Raw genomic sequence first — 24014 nt, forward strand, 5'->3', positions numbered from 1 at the left:
TCACTCCATTACGCAGTTGGAGTCGATATGAAACATTTTCTGCCCTCGAGTGTTATGCTTACACCTTTTGTTGTGCGCTACTATGATGAAGAAGACGACGATAGCGAAATCGCCGAAACTGATTCGAGCACTCAGCATCTAAAAGAAACAGAGCAACAAACGGAAACCTCAGACTAAAGGAATTCTCAAATGAAAAAAGTCGCAGTTATCTTCAGTGGTTCAGGTGTTTACGATGGCACAGAACTGCATGAAGCCGTATTAGCACTCCATGCCATTGAAAAAGAAGGTGCATCATGGCATTGCTTTGCTCCGAACATCGATCAATTACACGTGATTAATCATCTAACTGGCGAAGAGATGGACGAAACACGAAATGTGTTGGTGGAATCTGCACGCCTTGCACGTGGCAATATTGATGATGTTGCAAGATTAAACCCAGATGAGTTTGATGCCCTACTCTTACCTGGCGGTTTTGGTGCCGCTAAAAATCTCACTGACTTCGCAGTATCAGGGGCTGAGTGCTCGATTAATACACACGTAGCTCAAGCATGTCGCGCATTCGCTCATGCGAAAAAGCCAGCAGGTTATTTGTGTATTTCTCCTGTCATTATTCCGATGATTTATGATCAAGGCGTGAAAGGCACCGTAGGCAACGATGAAGCGATCTCGATAGCATTTAATCAAATGGGCGGTGAGCACATCACTTGCTCTGTCGAGGATATCGTTTTTGATGAAACACACCTCGTTCTATCAACCCCAGCTTATATGTTGGCAGAGAATATCTCTCAAGCGGCATCAGGTATCGAAAAGTTAGTATCAAAGCTGATTGATATTGCCTAATTATTGATAGATAACTTATACACCTACCTCCCATCCCCATTGATAGTTAAGTTATTAATGGGGATTTTTTATACTTTAGTCTAATTTAGAGATATATCCGTATTAGATATCAATTTTTGCCAATCGATTGCGTCACTGGTTTCATATTTATTCTACTTTATATCTGTGTTGCACCTATACGCTGTGCAACAAGATCACTGTCACAGTTTTTCTCTTGCAAATACCTCTAAATAGGTAAACTTGCTTCAGATCAACTTCAATCTGGAAACGAGTGTGCGACAGTAAATGGCAAATTAAGAAAGATTATTAAAAATAACGACGGAGCTATCCAATATGACAAGTGCATTTTTTATCCCTACGGTAAACCTAATGGGCGCTGGTTGTTTAAAAGACGCAGCAGACAGCATCCAATCTCAAGGCTTTAAAAAAGGTTTGATCGTTACGGATAAGATCCTTAACCAAATCGGTGTAGTCAAACAAGTTCAAGACCTTCTCACTGAACGCGACGTAGCAACCGTTGTGTACGATGGCACTCAACCAAACCCTACTATCACCAACGTTAATGATGGCTTAGCTTTACTAAAAGAAAACGAATGTGACTTCGTTATCTCACTCGGAGGCGGCTCACCGCACGATTGTGCAAAAGGTATCGCTTTAGTGGCGTCAAACGGCGGCAAGATCGGCGATTACGAAGGCGTTGACCAATCCGCAAAACCAATGCTGCCTCTCGTATCAATCAACACAACGGCTGGTACTGCTTCTGAAATGACGCGTTTCTGCATCATCACAGATGAAGAGCGCCACATTAAGATGGCGATTGTGGACAAACACACAACACCATTGATGTCAGTGAATGATCCTGAATTGATGCTTGCTAAACCTGCGTCTCTTACTGCCGCAACAGGTATGGATGCGCTAACACATGCGATTGAAGCTTACGTATCTATCGCTGCGACACCAATCACTGACGCGGTAGCAATCAAAGCAATTGAACTGATTCAAGCTCACCTTCGCACAGCAGTGAAAAACGGTGAAAACCTTGAAGCTCGCGAGCAAATGGCATACGCACAGTTCATGGCAGGTATGGCATTCAACAACGCATCTCTTGGTTACGTTCACGCAATGGCGCACCAACTAGGCGGCTTCTACGACCTGCCACACGGTGTATGTAACGCAATTCTTCTACCTCACGTACAACGTTACAATGCGCAAGTATGTCCAGAGCGTTTACGTGACGTTGCTAAAGCAATGGGTGTTGATGTTGAAGGTATGTCAGCAGAGCAAGGTGCTGCGGCGGCCATTGATGCTATCGTTGAGCTTGCTAAAGATGTCGGCATCCCATCAGGTATTAAAGAGCTTGGTGCGAAGCTAGAAGATATCCCAACCCTAGCGGACAACGCGCTAAAAGACGCTTGTGGTTTCACTAACCCGAAACAAGCAACGCACGAAGAGATCTCTAAGATCTTCGAAGAAGCGATGTAGGCTCGCTAAGTAAACAATTCTCTAGTCTTAATTCAATCCCCGATCTCGTATTGGGGATTTTTTATGTTCGCATACCCTGCCAAACGTCCTCTTTTAGTGTTAGTTTTTAAGTATCTTGGACTCATATTGGAAGGAACCATGAGAACGATCACTGCGACCCTACTCGCTTGCCTAGCTTTTTCTATTGATGCTGCGGAATATCGTGCCAATGAGGTTGCCAATGGGTTTCAAATCCCATGGGGAATTGAATTTCTCGATAAGCAACAAATGATCGTGAATGAAAAAAACGGCACCGTTTCATTACTTAATATTGCTTCGGGAAAACAGCAAACCCTCTTCAAAGTACCGAATGTGAACACCAGTGGGCAAGCTGGTTTATTAGATGTAGCTCTAGTGCCGAATACCGCTCCACAAAATCCACAACTTTTCTTTACTTACAGCAAACGTACCGATAAAGGAAATACTGTGGCCTTAGCGACCGCACAATTGAAAAACAATCAACTTGTGGATTGGAAAGACGTATTTGTCGCCGACGCAATCACGGACACCAGCCGTCATTACGGCAGCCGTATTGCGTTTATCGATGACAAGGTTTACTTCTCAATTGGGGACCGTGGCGAACGTGATAATGGGCAAGACACTCAAACCCATGCAGGCACTATTCTTCGCCTCAACCTTGATGGCTCGGTACCACAAGATAATCCATTCAAGACTTCTGATGCTCGCCCTGAAATATGGAGTTACGGGCACCGTAACCCACAAGGCATGTTTTACGACAAAGCAACAAAACAGCTTTGGTCGATTGAACATGGCCCTCGTGGTGGTGATGAAATCAACCTGATTAGGAAAGGTGCAAACTACGGCTGGGCAAAGGTCTCTCAGGGTAAAGAGTATTGGGGACCGTTAGACGTTGGAGAAGCGAAAAGCTTACCGAATATGGAAGACCCCAAGTTGGTTTATATTCCGTCTATCGCGCCAAGCAATATGGTGGTGTATCGTGGTGATAAGTACCCAGAGTTGGATGGAAAAATCCTCGCCGGTGCCTTGAAGCTGGCGCACATCAACGTGGTTTCTATTGAGAATGGCAAGCTCACCGAATCAAAAAGATTGATGGAGAATCTTGGCGAGCGAGTCAGAGATATCACCATCAGTCCGGATGGCTATGTCTATTTTTCAACAGATACAGGCAAAATTTTCCGTCTTGAAGAGAAGTAATCAAACACCAACATTATTGAGACTATTTAATTTGTGACGTATCAGTGATTTATTTTCGTACAAGTAACACGTTTGAATCTAAAATTAACAATAACCTTTTGTTTTTAGAAAGATAGCTTGGTTTAAGTCGTACGAGGTCATCATGGTTCCTTTTCCATTAAAACTTGAAAGAGTCAAAGCCGTTATTTTCGACTTAGACAATACGCTCGTCAGCTCCGATATGAACTTCAAAGATCTTCGTCAGCAACTAGGCTGTCCACAAAACGAAGATTTATTGGATTTTGTTGATAAGCTTGACCATCCACATCAGAGGGAGCATGCCCATAATGTCATCTTTGATCATGAAATTTCTGATGCAGAGCAATCATCTCCGATGCTGGGTTGCCACGAGCTTTTGGCATACTTACATCAGCATAAAGTTAAAACCGCGATAGTAACGCGCAACTGTTTGATCGCTACGCAGCGTAAGTTAGAACATAACCGAATCAATGTTGAACATGTCCTCACTCGTGAATGCTATCCAGCAAAACCTGATCCTTTATCGCTCCAAGTCCTAGCCAAAGAGTGGCGATTAATGCCAGATGAAGTGCTTTATGTGGGCGATTTCCTTTATGACCTACAAGCCGCATACAACGCCCAAATGCCATCCTGCCTTGTTCACCACAATACGACTGCGCAATTCCGCGACTCCGCCTCTCTTGCTATAACAGAACTGACCGATTTACTCGAACATTTTCAGTCTTTTAAGCACATTAGCGACTAACTAGGCACTTTCATAAACAAAAGGAGCACTCGCGTGCTCCTTTGACTTATTCCCGATTTATTTATGCGCCCCGAAGTGAGTGCTTGGGTGATGCGTCGCTTAGCCTTGTAGGTAAGCGTTAAGCATCCACATTAATTTTTCTTGCTCACGAATGTAGTCACCCATCAATGCCGCGGTACCTTCGTCGCCTGCTTCACCCGCGTTTTGTAGAATCTCACGCTGTTTTAGAAGTAGAACGCTAAAGCCTTGAACCAGACCTTGTACACACTCCTCACCAGAAGTCGCGTTTTGATGTTCTTTAATTTCACTTGCTTCCAAGTAGTGGCTGAATGCGTGCGCTGGTGTATGACCCAAGGTAAGAATACGCTCTGCAAGCTCATCGATTTTTGTTTGCAGATCAGTGTAGATCTCTTCAAATTTTACGTGCAGTTCGAAGAATTGCGCACCTTTAATGTTCCAGTGGTAACCGCGAGAGTTCATGTACAACACTTGGTAATGCGCTAGCAGTTGATTTAGCTGTTGAGCTAGTTGTGCTGATTGTTCGCTGTCTAGACCAATTAGGCTTACTTGTTTGTTCATAATCTTGCTCCTAGAAGGATGATACCAATCGTAGTAACGAACGATTCTCTTACCGGGATTGGTATAAAATTTAAAAATTCTTTTGCAGTATTTGCTGCCGATGGAGTCATATTACGACTCCGGCTCGGTGAAGAGAATTTGGTTTTAGCTATGATTTAAATAGCTACATCCAATGAGCAAGTAGACGAATATCGGCGTATCATCCAACAAAAAGCCCCAACCCTTTTTGTGTAAAAAGGATTGGGGCTTTTTTTTACTATTTGGTTAACGTTCAAAAGTCGATGAACAAATGTAAACCTTATCTACGCCGTTTTGAAAGTTGCCATCTGTTGATTCAGCTCAGTAACTTGCTCTTTTACTTGCAATGACGTCTCTGATGCACGTTGGCTGTTATTCGAAACCTCATCCACTAATTGAGTAATATCGGACATCAATCCAGTGATCGAACTAGTCGCATGAGATTGCTGCTCTGCCGCTGCCGCAAGTTCTGCCATTTGTTCATTCAATGAACCAATTTGCTCAGTAGTAACAAGCAAACGAGTTACCGCTTTTTCAATGTGCTCCGCGCCTTGCTCCGCAAGTGATTGGCTGTGTTCAATTTCCTCAACTACCGAATTAGTCGAGCGTTGAATCGCATTAATGATGCCGTTGATTTCTGTCGTCGACTGAGTAGTGCGAGTCGCTAACATACGTACTTCGTCCGCCACAACCGCAAAGCCTCGCCCTTGCTCACCCGCACGCGCTGCTTCTATTGCCGCATTCAATGCCAGTAAGTTGGTTTGCTCTGCCAAGCCTTCAATCACTTCAGTCACTCGACCAATGGCTTCGCTCTCTTTACTTAACTGCGTCACTTGCGTACTCGCGGTTTCAATACTGCCGTGCAAGCTTTCCATGGTGACTTTGTTTTGCTCTAGCGCATCGCGACCTTGTTCAATCTCGCCTTTTGAATAAGAAAGCTTTTGCACCGATTGATTGGCTTGATCTAGGGTGTTACGCGCGGCTAAAGCGATCTCATCCAATTGGCTTCCCATTTCAACAATGCTGGTCTGTTGCTGTTCAACATTCGATGAGGTGACTTGCGCCGATTCCAACAAAGCACCCATGCTGGTATCCACTTGATGCGCTTTTTCACTCACCCCTGCCACGATGCCCGCTAACGATTGGTTCATGCGGTTAATCGAATCGGTAAGGTCTGCCAATTCATCTTTCCCAACAACGGTGAGCGGAGGCTGAGAAACGTCTCCTGAAGCGATCGTCTTGGCTCGCTCCGATAAGTTTTTCACTCGGCGACCAATGATATTGCCCATGTATTTTGAAATCGCTACCGCGGCAAACAAAACCAACGCTGCCGCAATCAGCATGGTGGTGAGTACGTTTTTGATCGACTGATTAATACCCTGTCCACTTTGATCTGCACGACTTTGTTGCGCCAATACGATCGTTTCTAAACTTTGGTCTAGGGCATCCGCTGCTGGCAACAGTTCGTTCGCCATCAGCAAGTTTGATTCGTTCCACTCTGGCGACTGACGCAATGCAATCACCTGCTCTGCTAAGGGAAAGTACAGTTGCTGCATTTCTTTAAACAGTGACCACAGTGATTGGTCGTTATCAGTAAGTCTGTCGAGTTTGCTGTCGATTTCCGCCACAGACTGATTGTGGTACTTAATCAAGTCGTGATATTTGTCCAGATGATCTTGTTGCCCGTACAACAGGAAATCTCGCAGTGCAGACAGTGCATTTGCGAGCGAGGTATAACTGTCGGCGTAGACTTTAAACAAACGCTTTCTGTCTCCACCAAATGGATTTCCTGACTCTTCGTTGATTAAGCTTTGAAGCTGATCAAGTGCTACTTCTGCAATGGGTGCCGCTTCGTTAATAAAGAGGTTATGCGCGGGTAAGTTCTCATCACTGTGGCTGAGCTCAATCAACTTGTTTAAAGAGACTTTTACCGCGTCCCACTGGCTTTGAATCGCTTGAAAATCCTGTTCAGAGATCAAAGCCTGCAAAGTCGGAAGCGACTCGTCAGTAGACATCATGATATTACGCACGTCCTCACTCAAACGTGCGCTCGCCTCTTCATCGCCACCTAACAACATGTAGGCTCGAATAGAAGACAACGACGCTTGAACGGACTGTTGGATACCGCGACTGGTGTCTACGGTCGGTAAATCGGATTTAAGTAGCGAAGAGGCGTATTGCTCTACGGTGGTGACGTTGCGATACGTGAATACCGCTGATGCCATAAAAAGTACGGCTAGCAGCACAAAACTGAGCTGCAACTTCCCTGATATCGTAAGGTTCATCCATAAACTCCTGACAACGATGAGCCTTAAATATAACGATGTTTACAAAAATGTTAAATGCTTGTATCAAAAACAACTTCAGAACAAGGCATTATTTGTGATTGATTGCATTATTTAGGGATAGCAGCTAAATGAAAGGCGTCTCTAGTAACTATACCGGATATTAGCAAACACCAAAGTTGCAGGTGTTTCTCCAAATAAGCTGCCGTCCGTACCGTTAAAATGTTGAACTACAGTTAGCAGTTGCCAATTATTACTGAGCGAATAGCTGCTGGATAATCCAGCAAAGTAAGAGCCATCATCATAGTAACTAGCCGATAAGGTGACGCGGTTGAGCGCCGTTAAGTCGAAGCTAGCATCGGCATAAACAGTATGCTCCGTGAAGCTCAAGGTTTTCGCAGAGAGAGGGAGGTTTAGGTAAGTTAATGCGCTGCTCGCTGGCTTTGGTTCAGAAATAAACAACCAAGCACCTCTCACCATCCAGTTACGCACACCACCAAAACTGTAGTCTGATTCCAAACTAGCGACTGTCGTATCCTCAGTAGGCTGACCTTGATGCTTTGTATCAATAGGATCAAACCAGCTTAACTCGCCTCGAAACCCGGCTTGATAGATATCAGTCGCGAACCCTGCTCCAAGAACATAGTCTTGCCGAGATCGACCCGCAATGATTTGATAGTCCCAACCAGAAACGTTGGAGAAATATCGTAGTGACGTGCTGTTTTCTTTAGACTGCTTTGACGGAGAGAAAACGAGATCTAACCCATCGGCAAACCCAAGTTTTTTACTCACCATGACAGCATCGGTGCCCGCCCGCTCTTCGTAATCAAAGTCGTAAATAGAATAGGCGTTGTAGATGTCGTTTGGGTTCCAAATGGTGTTCATTGACCAATTGACCCGGAACCGCCCTAACCTTGCCCCCCAATCTTGGTCACTCCAAGAGACGTAGAGTCGATCCAGTTGGGTATTGAGGATTACATTATCTTCTCGCCAGTTTTTGCTTAGATCAAAATACCCATTATCAAGCGCCACGAGTTCCGCATATTGAGGAATCTCAAGCGCATCGCCCCACAATGCTCTATTCCTGATACCAAGATTTATTCGCCATTCAGGAGAAAAGCGATATTCAACGTTAATCCGGTTATGGAGTAGATGGTCAAGGGTATTACCCTGCTCGTCAGGCATACTATAGGTCGCCATGTATTTCACATAGCCATTGATATCCCATGCTTTTTCAGGCTCCAAACCCGGTATGCTGGCATTAGTTTTAATGCAAATTACCGCAGGACTTAACGCAAAAAAAAGCCGCAATAACTTGGATAGTAAGCTTACGCCTTCTACTCTACCACGCATGGCTGTTCTCTATGGTGTTATCAATGTTGGCAAAATCTCGTGCCAAACGCCCGTCCTCAAATACTATGATTCGATGTGCGCGCTTAATAACTCTAGGATCATGGGTAGAAAAGATAAATGTCGTGCCTTCTTTTTCACTGAGTTGTTCCATGATATCAAGCAGCTCGGCTGTACTTTTTGCATCTAAGTTGGCGGTAGGCTCATCTGCCATTACAAACCTTGGTTTTGGTGCCAATGCTCTTGCAACCGCAACTCTCTGTTGTTGGCCTCCAGACATTTTACTCGGACGTTTATGCATCTGCTGTGATAATCCAACCTGTTGCAGTAGCGCGCTGGCGCGTTCACGACATTCCCTTTCTGTTTTCCCTTGCAATTGCATAACAAACTCGACGTTTTCAAGAGCTGTCAGTACGGGGAGCAGGCTATAATCTTGGAAGATAAAACCAATGTTATCGCGCCGATAAGCGATCAGCTCTTTTTCTGACATATCAGAGATTAAGCATCCATCAATTTCCACGCGTCCTGATGTAGGCGAATCGATCCCGCCCAACATGTTTAGTAGCGTCGTTTTCCCTGAACCAGAAGGTCCCATAATAGCGACAAACTCACCTTGCTTGATCTCCAAATCTACCCTCTGAACCGCATGTACCGGGAAATCACTCTTTGGGTTGTACGTCTTGGATAAGCCTTCCAATTTAATCGTCATTACGTTTTCTCCACCATGGCATCCGCAGGTCGATGCTTGAGAATTTGCCTTGCTGGATACAAAGCCGCAAATAAGCTCGCGACAAAAATAGCCACAATAATCAATTGATACTCGTAAAACGATACTCTTGGATAAAGCAAGGTATCGACGCCATAAGCACCTAATCCATCCGCAAGTGCGCCAAGCGATAAGCCAGTAATACTCAGTATTTTCAGCATGACTGCGCTTCCTAATAACCCTAACGCGCAACCACTCAAACCAAGGAATAGCGTTTCCAAAATAATCAGTGTGCGAATTTTATGCTGCTGCATGCCAACCGCCATTAACACCCCAAACTCTCTCGCCCTTTCAAAAACTGACATCAGCATGATGTTGATGATTCCGAGAGTCATGGCAAGTACGAAAACGACCAACATAATTTGATTAGAGATATCCATTGAGCTCATCATTGTTGCGAGTAAAGGCTGTATTTCTTGCCATTTTCTCACGATCAATTGTTCACGGTTGGCTTGTGGCAATATTGATAACGTAAATGCCTCTGCACGATCTAGCTGTTCAGTCTCGTTGGAGTTCAACAAAACGCCAATTTCATGCGCACCCGACAAACCTGCGATTGTTTCGAGATCGACTTTACGAACGTAGACATTACCGTCATCAAACGTGGTGGATGGCGTTTTAAAAATACCTCGAACGCGAAAAGCTGCGCCAGATACATCACCCTTGATGTCAGATAATGTTAAAACCACTTTCGATCCAACACGCAGCTTCAATCGATTTGCGGTTTTTTGCGAAACAAGAATGGGGTTTCTTCCCACTTCGTTTAACCATTCTCCGTCTATCACATGGCTTTTAAGCGGTGTGATACTTTGCTCTTGCTCAATATTGATGCCATTGATCCGAACGCCTCTCGTACTACGCGCAGAAGCAATCATGCCATCAGCAAGAAATCGCGCCGATACCGCTTTAACATCTTGATGTGCAGCCAAAGCGACCGTTATCGTTTGATAATTCGTTATTGTGTCACTAAGGTCAGGATTATTAAGGTAGGATTTCTGATGCACTTGTAGATGACTGGTTTGCCACGCTATCGCGTTTTTGATCATGCTGTCGACCAAACCGTTCATGAATCCAATCATGGCAACAACGCCCATTAAGCCGAACACCATCGCTCCCAGCATAATGGAAGTTCTGAGCTTGTTCCGCCATAAATTACGCCACGCCAATTTAATCAACATGCGCGCCTCCTTTTAGCCCACTAGCAATGGGCAAGCGAAGAAGTCTAGCCATCGGATACATCAGACATAACGATAAAATAACTAGAACGACAAGAATTTGATCCATTAACAAATAAGGGTCTAGCGAAACAGGTACGATTGGTTCAAAGCCACTCTCCAGCATCACTTGTGCAGCATCGCCAGTAATCTCAATCGGATTGATATAGAAATACGCAAGCACAGGCGCGCTGATCAAGACACCGAGCACAAGACCAATAACGGAGATAAACATCGATTCAATGGCGACGAGCCCCATCAGCTTGCTGCGCAACATACCCGTCGCGAGCATCACCGCAAATTCACGCTGGCGCTCTAACGTCATCATCAAAATCGTGGCAAACAGGCCAAAACCAACAATGCCGTACAAGATATAGATCAAAAAGATCCCACCCGCTTTGTCCAAGGCGATCTGTTGAGAAAGTTCTGGCGACAGCTCCTGCCAGCTTTTTACTGCGACGCCAATCCCGTACTGGCGCTTTAGTTGTTTAACAATGTCAGGCAACACGCGTAAACTTTGAGTGTTAAGGACCCATGCGGTGACTTGGTTATCAAGCGAATACAGCGCTTGTGCGGTATCAAGAGGCATGTAGACCAACTGAGAATCTAACTGCTGCAAAGGAAAGTGCAAAATACCGGACACCTGATACAGTCCAGCCGCCGTTTGACCACGATAACCCGAACCATACAACACCAGTTCATCACCAACGTTCAAATGAAGGTAGTTTGCCAAACCCTCACCAACAAGCACCGAGTTTTGTCCAGATGCAATAAAGCGCCCTTGTACGATTTTGTCACTAATGCTGGAGTAGCTATCTTCAGCGTCAGGCTCAACGCCGAGCACCATCACGCCTTTGGATCGTTCGTCTTTGGCGGCAAGCGCAAATGACTCAATTCTCGGCAGAACGATGTCGATATCAGGATTATTTTTGGCAGATGCAATGAACGCAGGCGTTTGTGGAAGGACATCATCAATGCTAGAGGAGTCCCCAAAATCGGGATGTTGTAGCTGAATTAATCCCGTATAGAACTTCGCAGCGTTTTTAATATTTGAGGAGTAACTTCCTTCTTGGAACGCTCGAGTCAGTAAGGAGAGAAACAGAACAAGAGCTAACGCAGAAGCGGTTAACAATGTCCGCCGTTTTTGCCGCCATAGATTTCGCCATGCGAGCTTGATGAGCATCCGATTCTCACCTCTTATCTAAACCAAAATCCACCCTAATCTCGCAGAGCCTTCATTTGCTGCTGGGAGAAAAAGTCATCATCGATATCAAAATCAAATTGCGCTTCGTGCGTAATCAAAACCGTTTTATTTCCTGGTTTATCTATCGGCTGCATCTCCATGCGAGTCGCAACGTCTCGCCCACCCAACGTTTTCACATCGTAAGTCGTCAAAACATTTACCAGTTCATCAAATTCATCGTAAAACTCGACTTTGCGCTGTAACAAGCTCGTTTGAGAAATCCACAGTCTGACTTTGCTCCAAACCACTGGGGCGTCAGGCTTGGCAAGTGCATCAACTACCCAAACTTTGTCACCATCAAAGGTTTCACTTTGAAGCAGTTGATGTTGATAATCGACAACAATAGAAGATTGGTTAATTAAATCATCATTCGTGAAGTCTGATCCCATCCAAGACTGACTGAGCATGGATGGCGCAATTTTAATCACTCGCTCGATACTCGGCACCCAATTCCACATTTCTCTATGACGTTTTAACGAGGCGCTACCTTTATCTTTCGCCGGAGCAGTCACCAAGACCAAAGATAATTCCGTACCTTTCGTCCAACTCTTCATGGTCATTGAACGTGACCAGTCAGGGCGAACAATTTTCATGGTGGCTTCGCTATAACTGGATTTTCCGCGCATCGCTTGATCAGACTTTTGGACTATATCGAAAGCGCTCTCAGCGTAAGAAAAAGAAGAGAGAAGTACACAAGCGAGAACACAAAACGTTTTATACATACCTTCCCTTTGTACCGACACGACCTAGAATTTGAAGCGAAACGGGTATAATAATTTTAAATTCAATTGAGTATAGCAAGTGAGGATTTAGAAATAGCGATTGGTGACTCAAAAACACTAAGGGACTTGACGAAGCTCAAGTTGAACCTGGCTGTCTGTTATGACTTGAAACACCGCCCGATTTTTACCTTCAGACTTACCTTGATACATCAGTTGATCAGCATCTTGTAAATTCACGATATGAGTAAATTCAGGGTAGTATGCGCAGCCTAAGCTAATGCTCAAATGAATCGCTTGCCCGCCAAGGATAATAGGTTGTTCGTACACGGCTTTGCAGAGCATTTGAGCAAAGTTGCTCGCTTCTCGCTCAGAGAGCGATGCCGTCACGAGTGCGAACTCTTCTCCGCCAATTCTCGCCAATGTCATACGTTCATCAGTCATTGATTTTGCTGTTTCAGCCACGGCCACTATCGCTCTATCTCCGACAAGATGACCGTATTGGTCATTAATTGATTTAAAATCATCAATATCAAATACCATTACCGTCAAGCTTCGCTGCAAGTGATTCAAGAGCGCCAATTGTTCAATCAAGTGTCTACGGTTGTAGAGTTTTGTTAGGGAATCCGTTAACGTCATCTCCAGCAATTGCTGGTTAGCAATCGTCAATTGTCTTGTGCGCAGCGCAACCATGCGTTTGAGTGCGAAGATATGATACAGCGTCGCGACCGCCATAACGAAAATCGCAATAGGTAGGAGATAAAGAGGATAGACCGTTTTCACCACACTCCAGCGATTGAGGATCCTTTCTCGATCTGTATCGATAACTTTTTCAAACGCTCGAGAGACATCCAAAATGGAAGCAGAACTATGCAACCCAGCTGCAATCCGAAGGTCTTTACTATATAAATTTATTACAGGAACAAACATGCCTGCTCCCGGCATAGTTGCCATATAAAAGTTAGCTACTTGAAGGTCCGCGACGAAATACAGCACCTTCTTATCGACAGCGGCCTGTATCATCGTGTCGTTATTAATGTACTCTGCAATAGGCGCATTAGGATAATTCGTCTTAATAAACTCAGACTCGTAACTTCCTTTAACGACACCAATTGGCAACGTCATTTCACCAGCTAAAACACTTTTGACATCAATCGAAAGCACGTCTTGATTGACATATAATTTAGTTTGAATGGGCATGATAACTGCGCCAAAATCCAAGTAATCGGCTCTTTCCGATGAGTAAACCAATCCCGCGTGAAAGTCAGCACGCCCCTCTTTTACGGCCTGTAAAGAAGCCTCCCAATCAAGAAGCAGAAACTGAACATCAATTTGGTTGTCCGCCGCATACGCTTTCCAGAAGTCGATCAAAATGCCTTTGGGTTCACCGTCTGGGCTAAGGTAAGAGAATGGCTTCCAAGCTTTGGAGTTAGCAACTATTAAAGAATGAGACTCTGACTTGTGCGCATACGTCATCGGGCAAATAGACAGCCATAGTAGTAACAAAGAAGCACACGCTTTTGTACACTTGCAACCATAAGTACCATAACTCGTCGATGACATACCTACTTCTCACCAGTCTTTTTAAACCATAATCTCGGCTGTTTTGTCTGATCTAAAGATATAGCAGAGCGGTGTCGGACAGGAAGTGGCTCCTATTGATATGAATCTAACTTAGTAGGTTTTAGTACTTATTTGGTACTTTTCAGCGTCTAGTTTTAAGAAGAAAGCTAGCCAGTATAAGGTGAGGTAAGAGTGATTTAACTAACACTAACCCATTGAATTTGAATAGTTTGATAAAAACCAGCTTCAATAAAAAAGCCCTATTCAAAATCCACATCGGGGAGAACTTTGAATAGGGCTCTTTGCCTCTATGCTTCATTTTCCGACTGAAGCTGCCTTTACCTTTTTTCGCTTTTACGACTCGTGTTCTGAACAATTGACTGGTGACAACCGCTTTTAACGCATTGTCCTTGATTTCACCTCTGCCGAAATCGGTCTCGTGTTGTAACTCATTCGGCTGAGGACTGGTTTTAGGTTTTGCCATAAATCCTCCTTAATGGTCGAACCAGATTGGACAATAATTATATAAATAAGTCAAATTTATAGATTTAGTTGAATTTTATGCTGAAAAACTTCACATCACCGTCATTTATTTGAAATTTAATCAAAAACATGCTGGTTAAATAGTGACTAAATACAAATATTTGTCCATAAAGCACTAATATATGTTGACTCTTCGTGGAATTAACCTAGACTCAAACACGGCTAGAAAGAAAGTTCTTTGTTTTCACATTTCGTTGGATTACTTGTAACCCGTCGTCCTGTGGTACGCAATAGCAATTTATTTTTCCACGCTATAAGCGCCGTTGAGGCGAAAGATTACATTATTTAGATATTTAGGAAATAGACATGTCTAACACAGCTACTGGCACAGTTAAGTGGTTCAACGAAACTAAAGGCTTCGGTTTCATTCAACAAGAAAACGGTCCTGACGTATTTGCTCACTTCTCTGCAATCACTGGTGACGGCTTCCGTACTCTAGTTGAAGGCCAGAAAGTAGAATTTGTTATCTCTCAAGGTCAAAAAGGCCCTCAAGCAGAGCAAATCAAAGTACTTTAATTCTTAAAGAATTTGATACGATAGCCAGCTTCTAAAGCTGGCTATTTTTTTGTCTATAACTTATTTTTGCCAACAAAAACGATATAAATCCATGGCTCTTAAACCGACTATTTATAAATTTCGTATCGCCATTTCCGATATGAATAACGACTATTACGATTCTAAAAATCTAACTATCGCCCTTCACCCTTCAGAAAAACCTCAACGAATGCTGGCTCGTGTTTTAGCTTACTGCTTAAACGCTCAACGTAATTTAGAGTTTACGAAAGGGCTTTCTACAATTGAAGAGCCTGATTTATGGCATGTTGGCGATGATCAAAGCATTACTCACTGGATTGAAATTGGCGAACCAGAACCAGAAAGAATCAAGAAAGCCTCTCGCCTAGCAAAGCATGTGAAAGTTTACACTTATAACACTAAAGCGACGGTATGGTGGGATAAAATGTCAGGAAAGTTCTCAATGCTTCCCGTCAATGTAGAAAGCTTTGACTACGACGCTATCGACTTGATTTGTCAGCACCTTGACCGAGGCACTAGCCTTTCTGTTATGATTACCGGCAGCTCTATTTTTGTTGATATCAACGATCAACACGTCGAAGTAACGGTGAAGGAACTAAAAAGCCATGACGTCTCTTAGTGAACTGAGTCAAGAGATGGGATTCAAAGAAATTCCCTTCGTTAAAGAACATAAAGCGGCAAAGCGACGTTGGTTAAAAGAACAGTCACAACTGTTTACAAAAGTTTGTGAGAACAAACCCGCCACGGCGCCTACTCTTCACCTGCTTGGTCTTTTGACTAAGTCGCATATTGAAGCCAGCGCTAACTATGAGCAACATGCGCATTCTGCCCAGCAAATGCAGCAAGTGCTGACTGACTCCTTGGGTGATGAGCACGCGGATAAGTTCACTAACCAGTCCGCAGAAGACCTTATCTTGATAACCCACCTTTGGCTTTATACTCAAGGCTATTTGAATATGGACTTTAGCTTGGCGCACGATCATGCCGAGCAAACTCAGAATACATTGCAACACGAGCTTGTTGTAAAACGCATGGATGTTGATGCATTCAGAACCGAACTGATGCAAAGCTTTTATCTAGGTAGAGAAGCCAGTCCAGTTTCGACTAGCGGCTTTTGGGGCAAGTTAAAACGCTTATTTTCCGCATAAAATACATGGTTTTATCCATTTCAAACAACTGATAGACTTCACGCTCAATGCAACAAGCATCATGATTGCATTTTTAAAGGACAATTACCCAATGAACATCAAGGGATCATTATGAAGTTTATCCGTTGGATTTTAGGCAAGGTTATCTTATTGCTGAACGCCGTGTTCTCACCTCGTGGTGTTAAACGCAGTGCAGAAGAACAACAACGTATTGATGAAAAAGCAAAGCAATACGCACTTTACCAATTTGAAGCTTGCCCTTTTTGCGTAAAAGTCCGCCGTGCAATGAAGCGTCAGTCAGTGAACATTGAGCTACGTGATGCAAAAAATAACCCGACTCATCGAACTGAACTAGAGCAAGGTGGTGGACGAATTAAAGTCCCTTGCCTACGTATCGAAAAAGATGGCGAAACACAGTGGCTATACGAGTCATCTGACATCGTCGCTTACGTTGAAAAAGAATTTGCCTAAGTTCCCCCTATGAACATTGGCGGATGTAAAAGAGGCACCATACAGGTGCCTCTTTTCTATTCAGTCTAGCTGCTCGTTGCTATGCCTAGCCTTTGGGTTCACTCTTCTTGCTCATTCCCAGACGGAAACGCCAGTAAACACATAAGGGCTCAGTGAAAACGACACGACGTAGTTTATCGACCAGCCATCGCCTTACTCATCAACGATCAGCGTTAGCTCTACGCGTCGATTACAAGCTTTGCCACTGGCTGTCGAATTACTGCACTGCGGCACATACTCGCCAAAACCTCTAGAAAATACGCGTTGACGAGGAATACTCGTCGCCAGTAGTTGCTTTTCCACTTCACGAGCTCGCTTTTCTGACAACGTGTCATTAAAGCTGGCAGCTCCCGTGCTATCGGCATGGCCATCGATCACGACATCCACATCCGTTCTTCCTGCTAGATAGTGACCAATGTTTCGAATCCAGTCTTGAGATTGCGCTGATAACTGAGCAGAGCCAGTTTGAAAATGCACTTGCTCTTTCAAACGTATCATTAAGTGACCGCCACTGAGTGTCTCATGAGGAATATTGTGCCTGTTCAGAAACATTTCCAGAGAGGTCACATTTTGCGACTTTTTTACTGATGCCCTCTCAGTCTGATACGTGCGAGGTGAAGAAGCCACACTGGAAGCACTCGGATAGCCCCACTCAGGATGTCTCAGCTCGGTGTTTGTTTTAGGAGCTGTATCTAAAATGTTCCCGCCAGGAACCATGTCTTGATCAAGGCTACTGCACCCAGTCAGAATGCCGCAAACAATTAAAAACCACTGCTTCATACCATTACCAACGTAGAAAAACTCTTGTCCATTGTGTCGACAAAACACGCCAAATCTTTAGCGCTTTTATCCACCGATTGGTTTGTATATGCAGCGTTCATGCCACTAGAATCAATATCAAGTCTCTCTCAAATAAAAAGCGATGCCAAAATACCTCCCTGCAGCCTACACATCAGGAAAAGTCTGTTACCAATCGTCTCACTTTATTGTTATTTAATGGTTTTAGTCACTATCGTTAACCGATAAACTAACGCAAATTTCTTACTTAGAGCATTATTATGTTAAAAACCATATCGAAAGGCTTTGCTGTGATTGCCGCCATGATGGCCTTGTCGGCATGCGATAGCGGCAACACTCAGCCTCAGCAAGGCAAACAATACGAAGTTTTGCCTGTATCCCTTGAAGAATATGATTTGGCGCCATTGACAGAAGCTTTTGCCCTAACTTGCGGCCACTGTCGCTCAATGGAAGAGTTTGTCCCTCAAATCGAATCGCTAACTGAGCAAAGCGTTGAAAAAATGCATGTAACTTTCAATGAGAGTGCACAAGTAAGCGCCATCATCTTCTACACTGCAGTCATGCAACTAGAGTCGACACCTGACAAAGCATTTATGGCGGATCTTTTTGCTGCCGTACAAATGGGTCCTGATGCGACTGCTGAGGAACGTCAAATCGCCGTAGAGAAAGCCTTTGAGTCTCGCAACCTTATCAGCCCTTACCATTTAGATGAAGCACAGCAAAAAACGCTGTTTGAGTACATCACTAAGGCAGAAGCGATCACGACTCGCGGCCAAATTAACTCCGTTCCAGCCTTTATCGTTAATGGAAAATACCAAGTCATTACTGGTGGTCATGACAGCGTCGAAGCCATGGCAGAAACCATTAACTATTTGCTAAAACAACCTAAATAGACAAGGAGCTTACGTGTCTAAATTTTTGTTTCCTCTAATTATTTTCATTCTGGCGGGCTTTTTCATTTACCGTACTTGGACAAACCATAAAGTAGCGGATGAAAACTTTGCGAAAGGCCAAGCATTCTTGCTCGAGAATGCGAAGAAAGAAGGCGTCATTACAACAGAAAGTGGTCTTCAATATATTGTTCTTGAAAAAGGCGAAGGTGAGGTTCACCCAACCGCGACAAGCAAAGTCAAAGTGCACTACCACGGCACGTTGATTGATGGCACTGTGTTTGATAGCTCCGTTAATCGCGGTGAGCCAATTTCGTTTGGTCTTAACCAAGTCATTAAAGGCTGGCAAGAAGGCCTACAATACATGGTCGAAGGTGAAAAAATCCGCCTTTTCGTACCAAGCACGCTCGGTTATGGCAAAAGTGGCTCAGGCCCAATTCCACCAGCAAGTGTTTTGATCTTTGATGTTGAATTGTTAGAGATTCAATAACTCTAGAAACTTTGCATTAAAGCCCAACTATCAAAACCAAAAACGCCGCGAACCACGCGGCGTTTTCTGTTTAAAGAGAGGCTACAAGCCAATATAGTGATCCGAAAGCAATGCAATGAACAACGCAAAAAGGTGATAGATAGAAAATTTAAACGTCTCCATCGCGGTATTGGGCTCTGGCGCGTATTTTAGCTTCCATGCATGGTACATAAAGCCAGCGTTAAGTAGTAACGAGGCAAAAAGATAAACTACGCCGACCATTCCAACCAACACCGGCAGCACACAAACCAACGTCAACAATACTGTATACAACAGAATGGAAGTTTTGGTGTACTCGATACCATGTGTCACTGGCAACATTGGAATATCCACCTTACGATAGTCCTCTACGCGATGAATTGCGAGTGCCCAAAAGTGTGGTGGCGTCCAGATAAAAATGATCATCACAAGCAGCCAAGCATTCGCATGCAAGTGCCCTGTTACGGCAGTCCAACCGAGAAGAGGCGGCATCGCCCCCGCAATACCTGCAATTACGATATTTTGCGGAGTAGCGCGTTTGAGGTACATGGTGTACACCATCGCATAGCCGAGTAAACTCATCAAAGTCAGCCATGCCGTCAGTGGGTTGACCAGCGCATATAAAAGAACAAACCCTATGACGCCTAACGCCATCGCAAAGGTTATCACCGATAACGGCTTAGCTTCACCCGATGGCAACGGACGTTTGTGTGTCCGAGACATTCTCGCATCAATGCGGCGGTCAATCAGGTGATTAAACGCTGCCGCGGAGCCTGCCATCAAACCAATGCCTGTTAGGCCAACCGCCGCCTGCAACCAAGGAAACTCAGTAACAGGCGCTAAACTCATCCCGACAACGGCCGTCACCAGCATTAATGCGACTACTTTAGGCTTCGTTAACTTCAAATAAACGGAACTTAGTCGCTTTCGATCATTTAACGACAGTGCGATTTCTTTACTCATAGCGAACTCCTTTCGCGGTGTAACTCCAAGCTTTTTTGCCCTGCCACAAATAAAACTGACTCACACAAACAAGACTCAACATAATGGCGGCACCCAAGTTATGTGCCACGGCGACATAAATAGGAAGTTGGAATACAACGTTGCTCACGCCCAACATAATTTGACACGCTAAAGTGAGTAGTAACCATCCTCCAATGCGCTGTGAATGATGGGAATCTTGCCTCATGAGCATAATGCTATAAGCCAATACGACAGTGGCGGTGACAATCGCACCGAGGCGATGCGTAACATGTATGGTCATTCTTGCGGGATACTCTAATACACCAAACTCGTAATTCTCGAATCCGGTTTGCCAGAAAGAAAACGCCTCTTTCCATGAGAGATGACTCATCCAATCTCCCTCACAAATCGGCAGTGAGGTGCACATGAGCGCGGCATAGTTTGACGAAGTCCACCCTCCTAGCAGCACCTGCATAAAAACAACCAGAAAAACCAATAATGAGAAGCCTCGCAGCGAGCTGGAAGATGGAGAGAAATAGAGATTATTTTGCGCTTTTAACTGGCAGTAAAAAATCGCCTGCAGAACCAGTAAAGTAAAGCCACCAAGCAGATGAAGCATTACGATGACTGGCATTAATTTGAGCGTCACGGTCCACATCCCCAAAAGTGCTTGCCCGACCACCAGTATACTGAGAAGCATCGGAATAGTAGGATTCACGCGCTCAGATCTCGTTGATATCACTGTCATAGCAAAAATGACCAGACCCAGCGTTCCCGCAAAATAGCGATGAATCATTTCAAGCCATGCTTTCTCATGCTCGACAGCCCGTTCAGGGAAATTAAGATTGGCACGTATTACATCTTCTTCTTGATGAGGCACAGCAAGATGCCCATAGCAGCCGGGCCAATCAGGGCAACCTAACCCTGCATCAGAAAGGCGAGTATATGCGCCTAACATGATCACCACGAAAGTTAGGAGCAAACTGAATTTAACCAACTGAATTAACTTCATATACGCCCCTTTCTAACCAACTCGTGACAATTTTAAGAGCTTGCGTAAATCCGCCAACATACCTTTGTTGAACGAGACTAAATCTTCATTCGGTTTTGGCGAGTAAGACATCACCAATTGCCCTAGAGGATCAACGATTAACATTTGTCCGGGTTTCACTTTGGCGGTAACCGATTGATTCATTTGCATTGTCGTCATCGATATATCTACGGTACCGGACAACTCTATCTGCCAAAGCACCGGCACCACACGCTCTTGATATTTTCCTAAAGCGACATGGCTTTGCTGAAGCAGGTAAAGCTGCTGCCTGCATTGTTCTGTGCACTCATTAGGTAAAACATAAGCGAGTTGCCACCTGTGCTCCTTGAGTGGGGACTCTTGACCAAGTAGCTCTAACGTTGTGTATGGTTCAACTAACACACCTCTATTGGTCACACCGCTTTGATACCACCCTTGGGTGAGAATGACCTTAGCGATGACGGCAGGAAGCGCAAACGTACACACCAACGCAATCAACATTAGCCGCCCTTTGGTTACTTTAGATGTCATGCTTCACCTCCATGTGACGCAACTTTCTTTGCCAACGAACAAAAACAATTAAGGTCAATAATAAGAAAACGCCCGCCATCGAAAACCACTGAATCGAATAACCGAAATGCTTGGCGCTGTTGAGCGGCAATGGGTTCCAAGGAAAGTCGTAAGGCCAATTTTTTAGATTGTCTGGCTGCAAGACTGCGGGCATAAGTTCAATATTAAGTAGCTGATTCAGTTGCACGATATTCAGGTTCTGCACACGAATGACATCGCCAACTTCTGGCATTAATTCAGAGCTCAACGGGTTAGCAGATTTTCGGTACATACGTCCCGAGATAAAGGTCGACACTTCGAGTGTTGTGACGGTTGGTAATATTGAACGATCTGCTATTCCCTCCACAAAACCAAGCTCTAATAATGCATAGGTTCCTAGTTCATCACTCATAGAGACAATCTGAAATGCTAAATAGCCCACATTGCCCTGATGCGTTTGGTTATCCAGTAAAATCACGGGAAACGCCTGAGGAACAACATTAGCTTCCACTTTTTTCCCGAGAATGCTGCCTTCTCTCCAATCGTTTTCTTCAAGAACTTCGCCTAATGTTTGGTACGCACTATCCGCTCGCGCAAGAATGGCTTGTTCCAAAGCCTGTTTCTCTTGCCCTCTCTCAAGCTGCCAAAAACCCAGTTTGACCAAAAGAGAAAACACAACCACAGTTAAACCAACTGCAACCCAAAACCGTTTCGATAGCCATAATTGTCTTGATAACAACAACGATGAAACCGGAGGTGCTATGTCCACCGTATTTCTATTCAAACTGACGCTTGTCCTTTTGCTGCTTTTCATTATCTTCAACCTCGCAAAAGCGCTTATCGAAATGGTTCGTGAAGACCCAGATAATCCCGAAAAAAGAGACAAACCTATGAGTCATTACTTAGGCCGTCGAGTCATGTTCTCCGCTTTAGTAGTTATCCTTCTACTTATTGCGCTCAGTTCAGGCTGGCTGGCTCCGAATCCCCGTCCTTACTAATCGCCCAATGCACCTACAGCACGTACACAAACACAAATAGACATAACCAAACCACATCCACAAAGTGCCAATACCAACTACCTGCTTGGAAGGCAAAATGGTTCTTTGGTGAAAAATGATCTTTAGCGATTCGGAGCAATAATACGATTAAGAAAATCGTCCCAAGACAAACGTGCAAACCGTGAAAACCAGTCAGCATAAAGAAGGTGTTTCCGTAGATACCAGATTGCAACGTGAGCCCCATTTCTTGATAAGCATGAGCATACTCGACCGCTTGGTAATATAGGAAAAAGCCCGCAAGCACGATGGTGATTTCCAACCAAACAATCAGTGCCGTTCTTTTGTCTTTTTCAAGGCTTATGTGCGCCATATGTAGCGTAATCGACGACAATAGCAGCAAAACAGTATTAGTAAGGGGAATGCCCTGCCACGGCATAGCTTGTGTTGTTTCTCCACCCGGAGTCAGTGTGAGTGGCCACATCGCTTCGAAGGTTGGCCACAAGACCTCGTTGGTCATGAAGTTGTTATCTGCCCCACCTAACCAAGGCACAGAAATCATCCTGGCGTAAAATAACGCACCAAAAAAGGCACCAAAAAACATCACTTCAGAGAAGATGAACCAGCTCATCCCCTGGCGAAAAGAACGAGTAATTTGCGAGCTGTACTTTCCACTCAGTGACTCAGTAATCACATTACTAAACCAGCCCGCCAACATGTAAAGCAAGAACAGAAAGCCTACCGCTAGCACAATGCTACCAATGGTTCCCACAGCCCCTTCACTTTGTGTCCCCTGAACGGTCATTCCTGCACCAACGGCAACTAAAAATAGAGCAAACGCACCGATGATCGGCCAGCTACTTTGAGCGGGAACATAATATGTTCCTGGCTTGTTACTCATAATTTCTCTCCTTACTGACCAGCCTTGGTCTGTATCTCTCTCCTTGAGTGGCTAAGAACCTGTAGGAGGGGGAAGTTTATAGAGTGTGTATGACAGCGTTAACGTGTGTATCGACTCCGGTAAGTCCGGTTCGATATAAAAAATCAACGGCATTTGAGCTTGTTGTTTGCCATCCAAAGGCTGTTGGTTAAAACAAAAGCACGCAATCTTATTGAAATAAGCGGCACCATTCCCGGGAGAAACAGAGGGAACGGCTTGCCCTACCAACTTCTGCCCGCTTTCATTAAATGCAAGGTATTCGGTTTGCACGACTTCACCGGGATGAACGTCCATCGAAATCACTTTGGGTTTAAACTCCCAAGGCATATCGGGGCTTACATGCGCCATAAACTCCACGCGAATGGTTCGGCTCATATCCGGTTGCATACCAGTTGGTTGAATGGCGGCCACTTCACTTGTTTTTCCATTGATACCCAGTGCATCGCACATTACGTCATACAATGGGACAAGTGCGTAGCCAAACCCGAACATCAAAAGGGTCGCTAAAAGCAACTTCACTGTGAGCTTTTTGTTTGATGGATTCGGTTTCATCTCACTCACCCTATTCG

At 44.5% G+C, this 24014-nt stretch carries 28 protein-coding genes; 12 read left to right on the forward strand and 16 right to left on the reverse strand.

What is annotated here, in order from left to right; translation table 11 throughout:
• Positions 1-27: 27 nt before the first annotated feature.
• From MSG33_RS05015 to MSG33_RS05035, 5 genes are all read left to right on the forward strand, one after another.
• A complete protein-coding gene (locus MSG33_RS05015) occupies positions 28-177 on the forward strand; it encodes a hypothetical protein (RefSeq protein ID WP_006742043.1) in 150 nt (49 codons plus the stop codon).
• A 12-nt stretch (positions 178-189) separates the two neighbouring features.
• Positions 190-840: an isoprenoid biosynthesis glyoxalase ElbB gene (elbB, locus tag MSG33_RS05020; RefSeq protein WP_046873691.1), complete on the forward strand. Its 651-nt coding sequence runs from the start codon at positions 190-192 to the stop codon at positions 838-840.
• A gap of 333 nt (positions 841-1173) precedes the next feature.
• Positions 1174-2322 (forward strand): L-threonine dehydrogenase, encoded by a 1149-nt coding sequence (gene yiaY, locus MSG33_RS05025; protein ID WP_005391135.1) that lies wholly within the window; start codon positions 1174-1176, stop codon positions 2320-2322.
• A 138-nt stretch (positions 2323-2460) separates the two neighbouring features.
• A complete protein-coding gene (locus tag MSG33_RS05030; protein ID WP_248380090.1) occupies positions 2461-3537 on the forward strand; it encodes a PQQ-dependent sugar dehydrogenase in 1077 nt (358 codons plus the stop codon).
• Positions 3538-3679: 142 nt separating this feature from the next.
• Complete coding sequence (locus MSG33_RS05035) at positions 3680-4300, forward strand: HAD-IA family hydrolase (protein ID WP_248380092.1); 621 nt, start codon at positions 3680-3682, stop codon at positions 4298-4300.
• Positions 4301-4399: 99 nt separating this feature from the next.
• On the opposite strand, the gene MSG33_RS05040 is transcribed toward MSG33_RS05035, so the two are convergent.
• The 9 genes from MSG33_RS05040 to MSG33_RS05080 all read right to left on the reverse strand — a co-directional run bounded on the left by MSG33_RS05040 (position 4400) and on the right by MSG33_RS05080 (position 14521).
• Complete coding sequence (locus MSG33_RS05040) at positions 4400-4879, reverse strand: Dps family protein (RefSeq protein ID WP_161442793.1); 480 nt, start codon at positions 4877-4879, stop codon at positions 4400-4402.
• 302 nt (positions 4880-5181) lie between these two features.
• Positions 5182-7182 (reverse strand): methyl-accepting chemotaxis protein, encoded by a 2001-nt coding sequence (locus MSG33_RS05045; protein WP_248380094.1) that lies wholly within the window; start codon positions 7180-7182, stop codon positions 5182-5184.
• A gap of 144 nt (positions 7183-7326) precedes the next feature.
• The gene (locus tag MSG33_RS05050; RefSeq protein WP_248380096.1) at positions 7327-8535 is read right to left on the reverse strand and encodes a hypothetical protein; all 1209 of its coding nucleotides are present in this window, start codon (positions 8533-8535) and stop codon (positions 7327-7329) included.
• Positions 8525-9241: an ABC transporter ATP-binding protein gene (locus MSG33_RS05055; RefSeq protein WP_248380098.1), complete on the reverse strand. Its 717-nt coding sequence runs from the start codon at positions 9239-9241 to the stop codon at positions 8525-8527. Before MSG33_RS05055 ends, MSG33_RS05050 begins: the two co-directional genes overlap by 11 nt.
• Positions 9241-10476 carry an FtsX-like permease family protein gene (locus MSG33_RS05060; RefSeq protein ID WP_248380100.1) on the reverse strand — a complete coding sequence of 412 codons (1236 nt, stop codon included), beginning with the start codon at positions 10474-10476 and terminating at the stop codon, positions 9241-9243. Before MSG33_RS05060 ends, MSG33_RS05055 begins: the two co-directional genes overlap by 1 nt.
• On the reverse strand, positions 10466-11695 hold the full coding sequence (locus MSG33_RS05065; protein ID WP_248380102.1) for an FtsX-like permease family protein: 1230 nt from the start codon (positions 11693-11695) through the stop codon (positions 10466-10468). Before MSG33_RS05065 ends, MSG33_RS05060 begins: the two co-directional genes overlap by 11 nt.
• Positions 11696-11730: 35 nt before the next feature.
• Entirely contained in the window at positions 11731-12477 is a 747-nt protein-coding gene (locus tag MSG33_RS05070) for an outer membrane lipoprotein-sorting protein (protein WP_046873698.1), read from the reverse strand.
• 117 nt (positions 12478-12594) lie between these two features.
• Complete coding sequence (locus MSG33_RS05075) at positions 12595-14037, reverse strand: sensor domain-containing diguanylate cyclase (protein ID WP_248380104.1); 1443 nt, start codon at positions 14035-14037, stop codon at positions 12595-12597.
• 142 nt (positions 14038-14179) lie between these two features.
• The gene (locus MSG33_RS05080; protein WP_046873700.1) at positions 14180-14521 is read right to left on the reverse strand and encodes a ribosome alternative rescue factor ArfA; all 342 of its coding nucleotides are present in this window, start codon (positions 14519-14521) and stop codon (positions 14180-14182) included.
• 365 nt (positions 14522-14886) lie between these two features.
• Here MSG33_RS05080 and MSG33_RS05085 point away from each other — a divergent pair, with 365 nt between their 5' ends.
• From MSG33_RS05085 to MSG33_RS05100, 4 genes are all read left to right on the forward strand, one after another.
• On the forward strand, positions 14887-15096 hold the full coding sequence (locus MSG33_RS05085) for a cold-shock protein (protein WP_005375625.1): 210 nt from the start codon (positions 14887-14889) through the stop codon (positions 15094-15096).
• A 91-nt stretch (positions 15097-15187) separates the two neighbouring features.
• Entirely contained in the window at positions 15188-15733 is a 546-nt protein-coding gene (locus tag MSG33_RS05090) for a YaeQ family protein (protein WP_182035756.1), read from the forward strand.
• Positions 15720-16262 carry a hypothetical protein gene (locus tag MSG33_RS05095; protein WP_225461215.1) on the forward strand — a complete coding sequence of 181 codons (543 nt, stop codon included), beginning with the start codon at positions 15720-15722 and terminating at the stop codon, positions 16260-16262. Before MSG33_RS05090 ends, MSG33_RS05095 begins: the two co-directional genes overlap by 14 nt.
• A gap of 111 nt (positions 16263-16373) precedes the next feature.
• Positions 16374-16733, forward strand: coding sequence for a glutaredoxin (locus tag MSG33_RS05100; protein ID WP_046873702.1), 360 nt, complete (start codon positions 16374-16376; stop codon positions 16731-16733).
• A 192-nt stretch (positions 16734-16925) separates the two neighbouring features.
• Here MSG33_RS05100 and MSG33_RS05105 read toward each other — a convergent pair whose 3' ends face one another.
• Positions 16926-17552, reverse strand: coding sequence for an OmpA family protein (locus MSG33_RS05105; protein ID WP_048625248.1), 627 nt, complete (start codon positions 17550-17552; stop codon positions 16926-16928).
• A gap of 278 nt (positions 17553-17830) precedes the next feature.
• Here MSG33_RS05105 and MSG33_RS05110 point away from each other — a divergent pair, with 278 nt between their 5' ends.
• Complete coding sequence (locus MSG33_RS05110) at positions 17831-18463, forward strand: thiol:disulfide interchange protein DsbA/DsbL (RefSeq protein ID WP_048625249.1); 633 nt, start codon at positions 17831-17833, stop codon at positions 18461-18463.
• A gap of 13 nt (positions 18464-18476) precedes the next feature.
• Entirely contained in the window at positions 18477-18950 is a 474-nt protein-coding gene (locus tag MSG33_RS05115; RefSeq protein ID WP_005391162.1) for an FKBP-type peptidyl-prolyl cis-trans isomerase, read from the forward strand.
• Positions 18951-19031: 81 nt separating this feature from the next.
• On the opposite strand, the gene cyoE is transcribed toward MSG33_RS05115, so the two are convergent.
• Genes cyoE through MSG33_RS05135 form a run of 4 tightly spaced genes read right to left on the reverse strand, consistent with a single transcriptional unit; the run spans position 19032 to position 22324 of the window.
• A complete protein-coding gene (cyoE, locus tag MSG33_RS05120) occupies positions 19032-19931 on the reverse strand; it encodes a heme o synthase (RefSeq protein ID WP_248380106.1) in 900 nt (299 codons plus the stop codon).
• Complete coding sequence (locus MSG33_RS05125; RefSeq protein WP_248380108.1) at positions 19924-20943, reverse strand: COX15/CtaA family protein; 1020 nt, start codon at positions 20941-20943, stop codon at positions 19924-19926. The genes cyoE and MSG33_RS05125 overlap by 8 nt, the downstream gene beginning before the upstream one ends.
• Positions 20944-20955: 12 nt before the next feature.
• Positions 20956-21492 (reverse strand): cytochrome oxidase biogenesis cluster protein, encoded by a 537-nt coding sequence (locus MSG33_RS05130; RefSeq protein ID WP_248380109.1) that lies wholly within the window; start codon positions 21490-21492, stop codon positions 20956-20958.
• Positions 21482-22324 carry an SURF1 family protein gene (locus tag MSG33_RS05135; protein ID WP_248380111.1) on the reverse strand — a complete coding sequence of 281 codons (843 nt, stop codon included), beginning with the start codon at positions 22322-22324 and terminating at the stop codon, positions 21482-21484. The genes MSG33_RS05130 and MSG33_RS05135 overlap by 11 nt, the downstream gene beginning before the upstream one ends.
• Here MSG33_RS05135 and MSG33_RS05140 point away from each other — a divergent pair.
• Positions 22272-22508 carry a DUF2909 family protein gene (locus MSG33_RS05140; protein WP_005391169.1) on the forward strand — a complete coding sequence of 79 codons (237 nt, stop codon included), beginning with the start codon at positions 22272-22274 and terminating at the stop codon, positions 22506-22508. The two genes, MSG33_RS05135 and MSG33_RS05140, sit on opposite strands and share 53 nt — an antisense overlap.
• 13 nt (positions 22509-22521) lie before the next feature.
• Here MSG33_RS05140 and MSG33_RS05145 read toward each other — a convergent pair whose 3' ends face one another.
• Complete coding sequence (locus tag MSG33_RS05145) at positions 22522-23406, reverse strand: cytochrome c oxidase subunit 3 (RefSeq protein WP_047008372.1); 885 nt, start codon at positions 23404-23406, stop codon at positions 22522-22524.
• A 51-nt stretch (positions 23407-23457) separates the two neighbouring features.
• On the reverse strand, positions 23458-23997 hold the full coding sequence (locus MSG33_RS05150) for a cytochrome c oxidase assembly protein (protein WP_248380113.1): 540 nt from the start codon (positions 23995-23997) through the stop codon (positions 23458-23460).
• Positions 23998-24014: the final 17 nt, after the last annotated feature.

The sequence above is a fragment of the Vibrio sp. 1CM7H genome (assembly GCF_023161645.1).
GTDB lineage: Bacteria > Pseudomonadota > Gammaproteobacteria > Enterobacterales > Vibrionaceae > Vibrio > Vibrio diabolicus.